The sequence below is a fragment of the Aurantivibrio infirmus genome, assembly GCF_054767315.1.
The window spans coordinates 422,693-436,084 of record NZ_BAAFSK010000003.1 but is presented as its reverse complement, the minus strand read 5'-3'; the positions used below and the strand labels follow the sequence as shown (position 1 = coordinate 436,084).

13 protein-coding genes are annotated in these 13,392 nt (G+C 44.5%); 12 read left to right on the top strand and 1 reads right to left on the bottom strand.

Annotated elements, in window-relative coordinates:
- The 10 genes from ACYUCY_RS08680 to ACYUCY_RS08635 all read left to right on the top strand — a co-directional run bounded on the left by ACYUCY_RS08680 (nt 1) and on the right by ACYUCY_RS08635 (nt 11,486).
- Complete coding sequence (locus ACYUCY_RS08680; RefSeq protein WP_460226073.1) at nt 1-1,746, top strand: GspE/PulE family protein; 1,746 nt, start codon at nt 1-3, stop codon at nt 1,744-1,746.
- Between the two features lie 10 nt (nt 1,747-1,756).
- Nucleotides 1,757-2,977 carry a type II secretion system F family protein gene (locus ACYUCY_RS08675; RefSeq protein ID WP_460226072.1) on the top strand — a complete coding sequence of 407 codons (1,221 nt, stop codon included), beginning with the start codon at nt 1,757-1,759 and terminating at the stop codon, nt 2,975-2,977.
- A complete protein-coding gene (locus tag ACYUCY_RS08670) occupies nt 2,961-3,545 on the top strand; it encodes a type II secretion system protein (RefSeq protein WP_460226071.1) in 585 nt (194 codons plus the stop codon). The genes ACYUCY_RS08675 and ACYUCY_RS08670 overlap by 17 nt, the downstream gene beginning before the upstream one ends.
- Before the next feature lie 221 nt (nt 3,546-3,766).
- Nucleotides 3,767-4,195 (top strand): prepilin-type N-terminal cleavage/methylation domain-containing protein, encoded by a 429-nt coding sequence (locus ACYUCY_RS08665; RefSeq protein ID WP_460226070.1) that lies wholly within the window; start codon nt 3,767-3,769, stop codon nt 4,193-4,195.
- Between the two features lie 18 nt (nt 4,196-4,213).
- Nucleotides 4,214-4,651, top strand: coding sequence for a pilus assembly FimT family protein (locus ACYUCY_RS08660; protein WP_460226069.1), 438 nt, complete (start codon nt 4,214-4,216; stop codon nt 4,649-4,651).
- The gene (locus ACYUCY_RS08655) at nt 4,641-5,126 is read left to right on the top strand and encodes a type IV pilus modification PilV family protein (RefSeq protein WP_460226068.1); all 486 of its coding nucleotides are present in this window, start codon (nt 4,641-4,643) and stop codon (nt 5,124-5,126) included. The genes ACYUCY_RS08660 and ACYUCY_RS08655 overlap by 11 nt, the downstream gene beginning before the upstream one ends.
- A 12-nt stretch (nt 5,127-5,138) precedes the next feature.
- Nucleotides 5,139-5,987, top strand: coding sequence for a PilW family protein (locus tag ACYUCY_RS08650; RefSeq protein WP_460226067.1), 849 nt, complete (start codon nt 5,139-5,141; stop codon nt 5,985-5,987).
- 28 nt (nt 5,988-6,015) lie between these two features.
- Nucleotides 6,016-6,468, top strand: coding sequence for a hypothetical protein (locus tag ACYUCY_RS08645; RefSeq protein ID WP_460226066.1), 453 nt, complete (start codon nt 6,016-6,018; stop codon nt 6,466-6,468).
- 63 nt (nt 6,469-6,531) lie between these two features.
- A complete protein-coding gene (locus ACYUCY_RS08640; protein ID WP_460226065.1) occupies nt 6,532-10,662 on the top strand; it encodes a DUF6701 domain-containing protein in 4,131 nt (1,376 codons plus the stop codon).
- A 65-nt stretch (nt 10,663-10,727) separates the two neighbouring features.
- Nucleotides 10,728-11,486 (top strand): VIT1/CCC1 transporter family protein, encoded by a 759-nt coding sequence (locus tag ACYUCY_RS08635; protein WP_460226064.1) that lies wholly within the window; start codon nt 10,728-10,730, stop codon nt 11,484-11,486.
- A gap of 55 nt (nt 11,487-11,541) precedes the next feature.
- On the opposite strand, the gene ACYUCY_RS08630 is transcribed toward ACYUCY_RS08635, so the two are convergent.
- Nucleotides 11,542-12,069 carry a glycine cleavage system transcriptional repressor gene (locus ACYUCY_RS08630; protein ID WP_460226063.1) on the bottom strand — a complete coding sequence of 176 codons (528 nt, stop codon included), beginning with the start codon at nt 12,067-12,069 and terminating at the stop codon, nt 11,542-11,544.
- A gap of 444 nt (nt 12,070-12,513) precedes the next feature.
- Here ACYUCY_RS08630 and ACYUCY_RS08625 point away from each other — a divergent pair, with 444 nt between their 5' ends.
- Both ACYUCY_RS08625 and tusA read left to right on the top strand, forming a co-directional pair.
- Entirely contained in the window at nt 12,514-12,846 is a 333-nt protein-coding gene (locus ACYUCY_RS08625; RefSeq protein ID WP_460226062.1) for a YheU family protein, read from the top strand.
- 197 nt (nt 12,847-13,043) lie between these two features.
- Nucleotides 13,044-13,277, top strand: a complete 234-nt coding sequence (gene tusA, locus ACYUCY_RS08620) for a sulfurtransferase TusA (protein WP_460226061.1) — start codon at nt 13,044-13,046, stop codon at nt 13,275-13,277.
- The last annotated feature ends 115 nt before the right edge of the window (nt 13,278-13,392 follow it).

The following is a 13,392-nucleotide window of genomic DNA, read 5'->3' as shown; positions in this document are numbered from 1 at the left end:
GTGTCTAACCAAGCCGCTGCTGCACCCCAACCGAAACGTATTCGTATTGGCGATATTCTTGTCGCGCAGCAATTTATTACGCAAGAACAACTCGAGCATGCACTTAAGGATCAAAAAACTAGCGGCAGAAAATTAGGTAAAGCCCTAATAGAACTTGGTTATATTGAAGAAAATACATTACTTTCAATTTTATCAAAACAGCTCAATTATCCTTTCATTGAATTAAAACAATTTTCCTTCGATAGCGAACTTGTTAAATCATTACCGGAAACCCTGGCAAGAAGATTTCGCGTAATGGTATTAAAGAGTGAGGCCGACGGCGTCACTTTAGGTATGGCTGATCCGACTGATATTTTCGCCTTAGATGAATTATCGAGAACATTAAAAGCGACGATTAAACCCGTAATTGTTCGTGAATCCGAACTGCTCGACATCCTCGATATGGTGTACAGCCACGAGTCGGAAATCGCTACCTTAGCGGGTGAGTTAGAAGAAGAATTAGGAAGTTCTGCGGTTGACTTAGAAGAGGTTGCCGTAGAAGCGGCAGATTCAGATGCGCCTGTTGTAAAACTGTTACAGGCTGTCTTTGAGGATGCGATTAAAACTAAGGCTTCTGATATTCACATAGAGCCTGATGAAAATGTGTTACGTATTCGTCAGCGCATCGATGGCGTTTTATCAGAACAAGTGATGAATGAAAAGCGCATCGCAGGAGCTTTAGTTGTGAGGCTCAAGCTGATGTCGGGTTTGGATATTTCTGAAAAACGTTTACCACAAGATGGTCGTTTTAATCTGAAAGTTAAAAAGCACAATATCGATGTCCGGCTATCAACGATGCCCGTACAGTTTGGTGAGTCTGTAGTCATGCGGATTATTGACCATACCGGCGGGATAATGAAACTCGATACTATTGGGATGCCGGAAATAATTACCGACAAATTTCGCCGCGTGATTCATAAGCCGCATGGTTTGGTGTTGGTGACGGGGCCTACTGGCTCCGGTAAAACGACAACGTTATATGGCGCACTTGCAGAATTAAATACTTCAGATAAAAAAATAATTACTGTAGAAGATCCTGTTGAATTTCGTTTGCCAAGAATTAGTCAGGTACAAGTTCATGAAAAGATCGGGTTGAATTTTAGCACGGTGTTACGCGCGACTTTACGACAAGATCCCGACATATTGCTAGTTGGTGAGATCCGTGATGGTGAATCCGCAGAAATTGCTCTGCGAGCTGCAATGACTGGTCATATGGTGTTAAGTACTTTGCATACGAATGACGCTATTACTTCTGCTTTGCGATTAATTGATATGGGTGTTGATCCATTTTTGGTTGCTTCTTCATTACGGGCGATTGTCGCGCAACGTTTGGTCAGAAGGGTTTGTGAAAGTTGCGCCGTAGAAAAAACGCCGGATGCTTCAGAACAACATTTGCTGGATATCGTTTCAAAAAAACACACCCTGGGTAGCGTAAATTTTAGAGAGGGAAAGGGCTGTCCTCATTGTCACAACACAGGTTATCGAGGACGAATCGGGGTTTTCGAATTGTTAGAACTCGACGAGAATATGGGCAATGCTTTGCGAGATAATGATGTGCTCGGTTTTAACAAGGCCGCACATGCAAGTCCGCAATTTTTACCGCTAAGCTATAGCGCTTTAGAATTTGCAAAAAAAGGTGTTACTTCATTGTCTGAGGTATTGAGAGTGTCTGCCTTGGTTGAAGATGAAAGTATCGATGAGGCGTGAGTAAACTACGATGAGTCATTTTGTTTACAAAGGTCGCAATGCGCAAGGTCAACTAGTGTCCGGAGAAATGGATGCGACAAGTGCTGATGTCGCTGCGGGACAACTAGCAAACCTCGGTGTGGTGCCCATCTCGTTAGACGAGATTAACGATAAAGAATCAGAATTTAGTAAGTTCATGGAGCAATTGGGTCAGAAGAAAATTAGCCAGACCGAATTGATCATGCTGTGCCGACAGATGTATACGATCACCAAAGCCGGGATCCCGCTTATAAAAGGTGTAAAAGGACTCGCTTCGTCTATTAGTCATCCTTTGTTACGAAATACTTTGAACGATGTAGCGGAAAATTTAGAAGCAGGTAAGGGCTTATCGGTGTCTTTGGCCCGGCACCCCGAAGTGTTCAATACCCTATTTATTAGCATTATTCATGTCGGAGAAAATAGTGGGCGGCTTGATCAAGCATTTTTACAATTAAGCGAATACATGGAGCGAGATTTAGAGACTAGTAAAAGCATAAAGGCCGCATTGCGCTACCCAACCTTCGTTATCATTGCGATTGGTTTGGCAATGGCGGTAATTAATATCAAAGTGATTCCGGCTTTTTCCAAAATGTTTGAAAAGTTTGGCGCAGATTTACCAATTCCTACGAAAATACTCCTCGGTACTTCGAGTTTTTTTGTTAGTTATTGGCCCTACATGTTGGTTGCTATAGTGGGAGGATTTGTTGCTTGGCACCAATACCAAAAAACGGACAATGGAAAACGTTTTTGGGGATATCATAAACTTAGACTACCCATTATTGGCGACATCATCGAGCGCGGGTCAATGTCACGTTATAGTCGAAGTTTTTCTTTGATGCTGCGATCGGGAGTGCCTCTACCAACAGCGTTAGAGTTGTGCTCAAGAGTTATCGATAATCTATATCTTGGTGAAAAAATTAAAACTATTCGCAGTGGTATAGAGCGCGGCGATAGCTTGTTACGAACTCACACAAGCAGCGGCATGTTTACACCACTAGTGTTGCAAATGATTGCTGTCGGTGAAGAGAGCGGACAAGTCGACGAGCTTTTAGGTGAAGTGGCATCCTATTACGAACGTGAAGTGGATTATGATGTTGAGAGTTTGAGTTCTAAAATTGAACCGATACTTATAATAGTGATGGCGGCCTTCGTACTCATACTGGCACTGGGAATATTTTTACCTATGTGGAGTATGTATGACGTGCAGAGTTAAACAAAATACTCAACAGGGTTTCAGCTTGTTGGAATTAACTGTTGTTATCGTCATCATCGGTTTTTTGGCAACGGCGAGTCTTCAGTATTACGAAAAAATTTTGGATGATGCTCGTCGTACCGGTTTGGAAGTGATGGCCAGTCAATTTACTGCTTCAATCGCACTCATTCGAGGTCGTTGGATTGTGGAAAGCAGTATTCAGGTAGAAGGCAAAGTTCCTGCTACCTGGCATGTCGATGTAGACAACGTAGCCATTTTTTTAAATGAATATGGCTGGCCTGCAAACACAGAAGGAAATAGTCCCCTTAGTTCGAATCAAAGCGCGGAAGAGTGCCGCCAACTTTGGATGGCGCTTTTTCAGAATCCAATGCCGGTATCGGTAGCCAAAGAAAATTCGAATACGAAAAGCGACAATCAGTCTACAAAAGGCGAGCAACGCTATCATGTTTCTCAAGTAAATCACCATGTCTGCCGATATGAATTAGTAGGAGCAGATAACGGCGAACATTTTTTTGATTACGATTTAAAAAGCGGTACCGTTATGGTGACAGCGCCACCAAGGAAGTAGACGAGTGGTAGTTAAAATCTGGCTTACTTTTCTTATATGGCTATAGTTAATTTAGATCGGAACGAATTAACGACTTAGCTTGAGTCGTCAATATTCTGACACTTTTTTTTGCGAAAGCGAATTTACTATTTGAGTGTCATTAGATAGTTAGTCGACCATTTTTTGATGGGAAGTTTTGAAAGTAAATTTTTTTAGTGAGTATTTTTACAGGAGAAGTATCAATGAAAGCGCAACAAGGTTTTACTTTGATTGAATTGATTGCGGTTATCGTAATCTTGGGAATTCTTGCAGCGACTGCGGTACCACGTTTCGTGAACTTGCAAGATGCAGCCAGACTGTCAGCTGCGCAGGCAATGGCTGGTGGAATTGATTCATCTAGTGCGATGAACTTTGCTGCTGAATTAGCGGAAACTGCAGGTGTTAGTGGGGTAAATCCCGTGGTAACAACGGGTGGTTGTACCTTGGCGGTCGCCAACGCTTTACTCACAGCACCGATGACAGGTTATACCGTTGCTCAAGTTACGGCATTTACTGTAACAGAAGGTTCTAATGCGGCTGCCGCCGATCAGGGTGATTTTGCGGTGTGTAGTGTTACCGATGCGACAGATACTAGTGCGACGGCAAACTATACTTTGTATTGGGCAGATTAGTTTTTTGACAGTGCTTTCATGATTAGACATTCAAGAAGGATTGGTCGAAGTCATGGTTTTTCACTGGTTGAATTAATTACTGTTCTCGTAATTGTTAGTGCGCTTTCATTCGTTGTTTTACCTCGCTTACGGATTAGCGATTCAAGTCTGTTAACAAGCCGCGACAAAATAGTCGCGGCTTTGACACATGCCCAGCAAATCGCGATGGCTCGCGATAGTGCAAGCAATCCCATCACCTTTGTTGTTTCTGCAAATTCAGTCGATGTTCGAGAGAATGGTTCTAGTGTCGATTTGCCCGGTGTCGATTACCCTTTAGCTTTTGCCAATGGTGTCAGCGCAACTGCTGGAACGGGTACGCTAAGCTACGATAAATTAGGCAGGACATCAGCAACTGTCATCTCATTAAATAATGGCCAAGTCACAATTACAGTTGAGGCTAGCGGTTATGCACATTAATAAAAAAATATTTTCTGCTGCTCGAGGCGTCACTTTAATCGAGTTGATTGTATTTATTACTGTCGTGAGTATTGGCTTAACGGCTTTGGTCGCAGCGATCAATAATCATGTGACGAGTAGTGTCGATCCTATCGTGCAAATTCGAGCACTTGAGTGCGCGCAAGCAAAGTTAGATGAAGTGACGGCTAGAAAATTTGATGAAGCGACGCCTACCAGTGGCATTCCCGCTTGTGGTAGCGCCGAGTTGGGGGCGACCGCCTGTAATGGCATTTCAGCAGATGCTGGTTTCGATGATATCGGCGATTTTAATGGACAAGTGGATACCAGTTTTGCGAACTGCACGATTACTGTGACCGTAGTTGAAGCGGGATCGGATCTAGGTATTCCGAATAATCAAGCTCGCCGAATTACGGTTGATGTGTCTTCGTCCATAAGTGGTCGAGCGAGTTTATCAACTTACCGAACGAATTTCTAAACGATAATTCTTATGATGTTTTTGAAAAGAAAATATTGTCGAGAAACGAGAATTAATTTTCGGATTAAACAAGGCGGCTTTAGTTTAATTGAAATGATCGTTGTGATTGTTTTAATTTCGATTCTGTCGACAATCGGCGGCAGTTTTATGATTCGCACCGTAGAAAGCTATCACGAGTCGGTCAATCGTAGTCAGTTAATTCAAAAAGGTCGACAGTCGATCGAGCGTATAACGCGACAACTTCGAGTCGCTGCACCAAATAGCATACGAGTCAGCGCGAATAATCTCTGTATCGAATGGTTGCCCGTGGTTGGTGGTGGAAACTACTTGGATGAATTGCCTGATCAAGACAATGGCGCTGCGGCTGTATCAACAATCGATGTGTCGCCAATGGTTTTTGATATAGGAACGCCGCGATACGTATTAGTAGCAGCGCTTAGTGCTGATGAAATATATGGCGTCGCACCAAGCGCCTTAGCGTTATATTCCAGTATTAATACCGGTGTGATTCCAAACGTAATTTCACTTGGCGCGGCAAAACAGTTTCAACGTAACTCCGTTAACCAACGAATTTTCGTTACTGACCATCCGAATCAATTTTGTGTGAGTGGCGGCAACCTTTTGTTTCATGAAAATTATACAAGCAGCGGGAGTTTTCCCAGTAACGCAGATTTTACCGGTAGTCCACCAAATACCGGATCAGTTCTGGCGCAAGGTATCATCGTCTCAGGAGAGAGCCCGTTCAGTATCGTTGCGGGAACGGAAGCGAGAAACATTATTGTGTTGATTGAATTACCGGTAACGAGTCGTGGCGAAAAAATAGTATTGCGACATCAAGTGATGGTGAGAAATGTCCCTTAATAAATTTCAAAGTAGGTCACTTGTCACTATGAGGTCGAAAGACGCACCGCGTTTGTTAAACCATCAAGGTGGTTGGTTAATGCCTGTCGCGGCATTTATTGTTGTGGCAATGGGCCTTTTGGCGGCAGCGATGTCAGTTGTAAATTCCCAAACGTCAATTTCCGGAGCGCAAGAACAAGTTAGTGTGCAAACATTTTACGCTGCCGAGTCGGGCGCTCAATTAGGAATGAATCGATTGTTTTACGACGTGTCAAATCCTATATCGAGGGCAAACGCATCTGCAAATTGCGCAGCTGTTAACGGCACGAGTTTAAATTTTTCGGTTCCTGGAATGCAAGCTTGTCGAACCTCTATAACTTGCCAAGTTTCTATCGACGGCGCCGACTCAATTAGTTTTTATTCTATATCTAGTGCTGCGACTTGCGGAGGTTCTCCGGTGTACTCTCAGCGCACCGTAGAAGTCTCGGCCTTTTTACGGTAACTGTCCTGGAGAGCAGGTTTGTTGCAAAATTTATTTCAAACAATAGTGTTGTTTTGGCGAACAATGAGAAACGATAAATTTATTCGCAGAGAAAATCGATCACTACCCTTGCGGTGGCGAATCTCTTTTAGTTTGTTATTTGTGTTGTTCAGTCATTTTTCCTGGTCACAATGTACTAACTGTACAAGCTCGACAGTTGGTGGCAATACGATTCATGTTTTTACTTCCGGTTCAGGTACTTTTACACCACCTTCGAGCGTTAACAGCGTTGATTACCTGATTGTTGCTGGCGGTGGCGGTGGTGGAGCGGGTGAAAGCACATCTTTTTTTAGCGTGTTTAATCACGGCGGTGGCGGAGGTGGTGCCGGTGGCATGCTTAGCGGTGTTTTTTCTGTTTCTGCAACTACCTATAACGTTACAGTCGGCGCTGGAGGTGCAGGGGGTATAAATACAACCGGCGGTGATGGAGGCAATTCCACTTTCGATGGATTTGTAGCGAATGGCGGTGGCGGTGGTGGTGCTTATGCTGTGAATGGCCGCCCCGGTGGTTCAGGTGGTGGCGGTGGTGGTCAGCGTGCCGGCGGTGCGGGCAGCCAAGGTAATGCCGGTGGTGATGGCCACAATACATTTTTTGACAACCGTGGTGGTGGCGGTGGTGGTGGAGCTGGCAATGCCGGTGGGGATGGTTCGGATGATATCGGTGGCACTGGCGGTGCAGGTAACGCATCAAGTATATCGGGGTCGTCGCTTACCTATGCCCGTGGTGGCGATGGAGGTGGGCCGGGATTGCCGGGTAATAATGGCGTAGCAGGCACAGCCAATACCGGATCCGGTGGCGGTGGTGGATGGAGTTCAGCTGGCGATGGTGCCGATGGGGGGGCGGGTATTGTCATTATTAGTTATCCCACGCCAGTAGTCGTACCTCTTGCGATTGCAGAATATCGTATGGATGAAGCTAGTTGGAATGGAACTGCCGGAGAAGTGATCGATAGCGCTGGCAGTGGTCTGCATGGCACTGCGGTAGGAGGATCGACAACGGCAAGTGCACTTTCGGCTGTCACAGGTAGTCCGGGTACTTGCCGATACGGCGTATTTGACGGCCTTGATGATTACCTGAATGTCGGCAATATTTCTGACACCTTGAACGCTACCGCTAGTCTCGCATTTTGGATACGAACGACTCAAACCGGAAACAATACCGGTTGGTTGGCACCTGGAATTACGGGGGTAGAGCAAAGTGGTGGTAGCGATGATATTTTTTGGGGCTGGTTGGATGCGAGTGGCCACATTGGATTGTCTGTTGGCAATAGTTATTCAACGAAATCGTCCACAGTAATCAATGATGACGTTTGGCACCATATTGTCTTAACGCGAGACCATATGTTGGGTACCTATAAAATATACGTGGACGGAAATCTTGATGCGAGCGGAGCGATTGCTGCGGGCGTTATTGGGAATACTTATTCGAGCATTGGCCGAATCGAAGATACCGGCGGCAGCCCAGAATATTTTAGCGGACAGCTAGATGAAGTGCGGGTATATGACAGTGTTTTGACTGATGCAGATGTATTGGTGGTAATGGGGGACACGCATCTTTGTAGCGCTGCATTATGTCCTGGTCAAACGCCACAGGGTGGTTTAATCGGCGATTATTACAACGGTGTTAATTTATCGGGCGGCGTGATTAATTCTCGTGTTGACGGCCCCATCAATTTTAATTGGGGAGGTGGTTCACCGGGAGTCAGTGGAATCGGTAACGATCAATTCTCTGTTCAGTGGAACGGCTATATCCGCGCTACTGAAACCGGACAATATTTTTTTCGGACATTATCTGACGATGGTGTGCGTTTGACAGTAGACGGCGTTGCCGTCATTTCAAATTGGACTGACCATGCTGTAACTACCAATACAAGCGGTGCTGTGACTTTGACGGCGGGACAAATTTATCCAGTAGTGCTGGAGTTTTATGAGAGAGGTGGGCAGGCAGAAATTCGTTTGCAATGGCAGACTCCGTCGAGCGGTTCTTTTGTGCCAATTCCTGCTGGCCCGGCTGTGTTAGACGCAGGCTTGTATTCCTGCGTGAACAATAATGTTGGTTATTATGAAATTTCTCACAGTGGTACAGGACTAACCTGCGAAGCTGAAGCGATTACGATTAGTGCATTCAATGGCAGCGGTACGCCAATGAATCCTCCGAACGGAACCACCATTGTATTCGATACAACGCCCAATAGCGGAACCTGGGCCGGTAGCAACAGTTTTACTTTTGATGGGAGTGTAGCGACCACCACCCAATATTTAAGACAAACGACTCCTGCAACCTTGAATATTAATGTCAGCGATGGTTCGGCAAGTGAAATCGCCTCAGCCGATCCGGACCTTACCTATACCGATGTTGGGATACGATTTTACGGTGACACTAGCGCTTCGCCGGTACCGAATCAAATTGCTGGAATAGCCGATGCTGACACGGTGCTGCGAGTAGTAGAGGCGAGCAGTGATACCGGTGCTTGTGTTGCACGCGTACAAAATACTAATCGTGATGTTGAGCTCGGGTATGAGTGCCGTAATCCAGCCGCCTGTAGCAGCGGACAAACATTGTCATTAAATGGTACGAGTATTCAAAGTAACAACAATGGTGCAAGTATTAACTACAGCACAGTAAATTTGTCTTTTGATGCGAACGGTTTTGCTGCAATACCATTTCAATACAGCGATGTTGGTGCGGTGCGTTTACACAGTCAATTAGACCTGCCAGTAGAAGGAAATGATGCCGCCATTACCATAACCGGTAGCAGCAGCGAATTTGTCGTCAAACCCGATAGCCTGGTGATTATTAATGTACAAGACAGCGGGGGTTCGCCCAATCCTGCCACGCAAGGTGGTGGTGTGGGTTTTATTCCGGCGGGTAGCTCTTTTGAAGTACGACTAGAAGCTAGAAACGCTTTGGGCGCGCGTACGCCGGCTTTTGGTCGGGAAAGTTCGCCAGAAAATATACAAACAACGATCGCCAATCTAACTTTTCCGGGCGGAGGTAACATCGGTATCTTGGCAAATGCCAACGCCTTCGTACCCGATGTCGCGACACCAGGTGTCTACGAAAATAACAGTTTAAGTTGGAACGAAGTGGGTAGCTTTACCCTATCACCTTCACTTACTGACGGTAATTACCTCGGAGCAGGTACTGTAACGTCGGTAGAAAGTAATACCGTCGGCCGTTTTTATCCAGCAGATTTTTCACTTGCCAGCGGTTCGGTAGGTGATAGTTGCAGCGTCGGTGGCTTTAGTTATTTATCGGACCCCTCCGTGACAGTTGAATATCAAATACATGCTCGCAATATCAGTGGGGCTGTGGTCAACAACTATGACAATACTGACTTGTCTTATCCCGCGGCATCAGTAAGTTATCATGCGGAAAATAACAATAACGGTGATGATCTTGGCTCTCGTTTGAGTGCAGCAATGGCGAGCTGGGATGATGGCGTCGTCATGGTTAGTGATACGGCGAGTGTTTTCAATCGTGCATTAGCGGGCCCAAATGTTATCGTGGATGGACCTTTTACATCCGTAGTTGTTGGCGTTGCATTAAATGACATTGATGCGGCAAATTTTTCTGATTTAGATTTTAAACCGGGTGACAGTAACAATTGTGTTGTTGATGCTGATTGCGATAGCAAGTTACTATCCGGTTTATTGAATCTGCGTTTTGGGCGTTTACATGTAAAGGATGGACATGGTCCAGAGTCCGCTGCGATTCCGATGAATTGGCAAACAGAGTATTGGGATGGATCGAGGTTCGTCCTTAATTCTGATGATCAATGTACACAATTGCCGCTTGCAAATATTAATTTTGTTGGTGCAACTAATACGGTCGATGCAATAAATGATCGGGTAACAGTAGACCTTGGTGGAATCACTTCGGTATTCAATTTTTCCGATCCCCTTGGGGGTGATAGTTGTTTGTCGACAACTGCAATCGGTTTTTGTGATGGTCGCGCGGGCATAGAGTACGGAGCATCAGGAAGTATAGTCGCTTACCCGATTGATATTGATCTCAGTGCCTTGGATTTTTTGCAGGGCGACTGGAACCAAGATGGGTCTTATAACGATCCGCTTCATCCAGTTGTCACGATTCGCTTTGAACATTATCGAGGTCACGATCGGGTTATTTTCTGGCGTGAAGTTCTGCAGTGATTTACTGTTTTTTATAACAACAAATTTCCAACTTTTTTAAAATTATTTGACCATTAAGGGCCGTCATGGGGATATTTAATTCGCGTCGTATATATCTAGATCATAGTCCCGAAGCAATTTCAAAACGTTTAGCAGCAGGCCCTTCTCAGGTTTACGTAAAAGATTTCGTTTATGGTGCAATTGATGGTGCCGTAACAACATTCGCGGTGGTGTCCGGGGTTGCTGGTGCCGGTTTGTCGAGTTCGGTAATAATAATTTTAGGGCTTGCCAATATTCTTGCCGATGGTTTTAGTATGGCAATCAGTAACTATCTAGGTACTAAAGCAGAAAATCAGCACGTTGAAAACCAACGTCGTGAAGAGTTGGCCGAAATAGAAAAGTTTCCCGATGGTGAACGCGAGGAGATTCGGCAAATTTATGCTGCGAAAGGTTTCAGCGGTGAGCAACTAGAAGAAGTAGTTTCAGTTATCACCGCGGATAAAAATCGCTGGGCAGATGTCATGTTGCAAGAAGAACACGGATTGAGCCTAGAGCCGACAAAGGCTGGAGCGGCTGCATTAGTGACGTTTTTTGCTTTCGCCTTGGTAGGTGTTTTACCTTTAATCCCATTTTTATTAAATTGGTGGATGCCTGGATTTATTGTTAGTCCTTTTATTTGGAGTAGCGTAATCACCATGGTGGCGTTTTTTATTGTCGGCGCTTTTAAGGGAGATTACGTTAGCCATAGCTGGCAACGCTCTGGGTTTGAAACCTTTGCCGTAGGAGGCGTTGCTGCATTGCTCGCTTACGGTGTTGGCTTATTACTGCGTGGTGTAGTTACTTAAAATTTTCCGCGCTAGTTAATAATTCTCGAATCGTTTGTTTTTTTAAGAACAAAAATCAATTCTGATCTTCTTCTAGCTGAATATCGATCGCTAACATTTCTGAGATTTGATCGAGTTGATTTTCTAATTCCAGTAAGTCTGTATGTTCCGGAAGTCTCACGATACCAGTAGCTTCGAATAACGGAGTGCCGACGTGAGGCATACTTGTACATTGTGAATTTAATTCTTCTAAATTAATTTTTCGTGTTGCCAAAGCTTGGGTCACATCGTGAATTATCCCGGGTCTGTCGTTTCCTACAATAGAAAACCCTAGGCGTTGATCATCAAGGTTTAAGTTCCCCTGATCGGACCGTTCTACGATTATTTTAAGACCGGAACTCGATAGCTTTAACAGCGAAGCGCTTAAGGCTTCTAAGTGTTCTTCTTCTACGCTTGCTTGGAGGATTCCAGCGAACTTCCCCGCCAGACTTAACATTCGTGAATCTAACCAGTTGCCATGATGGCTCTTTATTGTGTTTGCTAAAGACTCAACAATGCCGGGTTTATCGTCGCTAATTATCGTTATTACTAGATTGCTTGGCACGTATTACCTCTCATATATATGTTCCAAAGAAGTGCAAAAACTTTTTTTGATTATCAATTAATCAGTTGGGGAAATGATTTAATAAGTTAGTGTTAGAAAAAGCAACAAGTTATTCATTAATCACAGATTTCTTAACAATTTACTATTGAATGATTCGCGTTCTCGGATTACTCTTGCGCTCGCATTTTATAAAAAGAGTGCTTAAAAGATTTAAAAACTATAAAAATAATTATAAGAATCTGAACATGGAGAGAGCCAATATGGCTAGCTCCTATAAGTTTAAATCAGTAGCCGTCACGGAGATTACTGTTACGCAAACTGATGTTTTCTTAAAGGGTGATGAACAACACAAAACCCTGTTTCAGGTTTGACAACAACCAAAGCCCCGACTACTTTTTATACAGGACATTGTCGGCAAGTAGACACGTTATCGAAGGAAGGTTCTTGTTTTCCAGCGATGATGAAATTGAATGGAAATCAAGCGCTTACTGGTATTCGGTATTTCGCAGTTTCATTAAATTGAAGAAGGTTTTGCCAAGAATGATCATCCCTCACGAACGTTTAGCGCCTGAAACACTACAAACCCTAATTGAGTCTTTTGTTAGCCGTGAAGGTACTGATTACGGCTCAACTGAGATGAGTTTTGGGGGCAAAGTTGATCAGGTTCGCACGCAAATTATTAAGCAGGAAGCGCTAATAGTTTTTGATGATAGAACCGAATCCATCAACATCATGCCCAGACAAGAAGTGAATATTCCTTGGGGCCTCAAAGCCTAAGCGATACCACTTTCGTTCCTTTTAAAGGTCCACCCGATAATCTCTGCCTCCGCATTCGCAGTGTCCATCTCAGCGGATAGCGTTTCCCTTTGTAATCCACATGGCTTTCAATAGCATATTCGCGATTGCTCTCTTGCTATTTGAGAGAGGAGATACAGACATTTACTTTGCCCTATGTTTTGGGACAAAATCCCCGCATGAATGACACCGCAGTAAGAACACTCGATACCACCGGTTTGCTTTGCCCTGAGCCCCTTATGCTCCTACATAAAGAAATTAGGTTGGTAGCGAAGGGCGAGAGGATTAAAGTCATTGCTACTGACCCTTCTACCGAGCGTGATATACCCAAGTTTTGTACATACTTAGGACACACCTTGGTATCTCATGAGTCCAGTGACGATGAATACATCTACGAAATTGAGAAAGCGTGAGTGTGGACAGCTATTTAGCGTGGACCCGATAACTGAAGCTGAAAAGCAGTTCTAAGATATGAAAAGGGCACATTAGTCTGTGCCCTGAGTGAATACTGAATGGGTGATGGGCTTT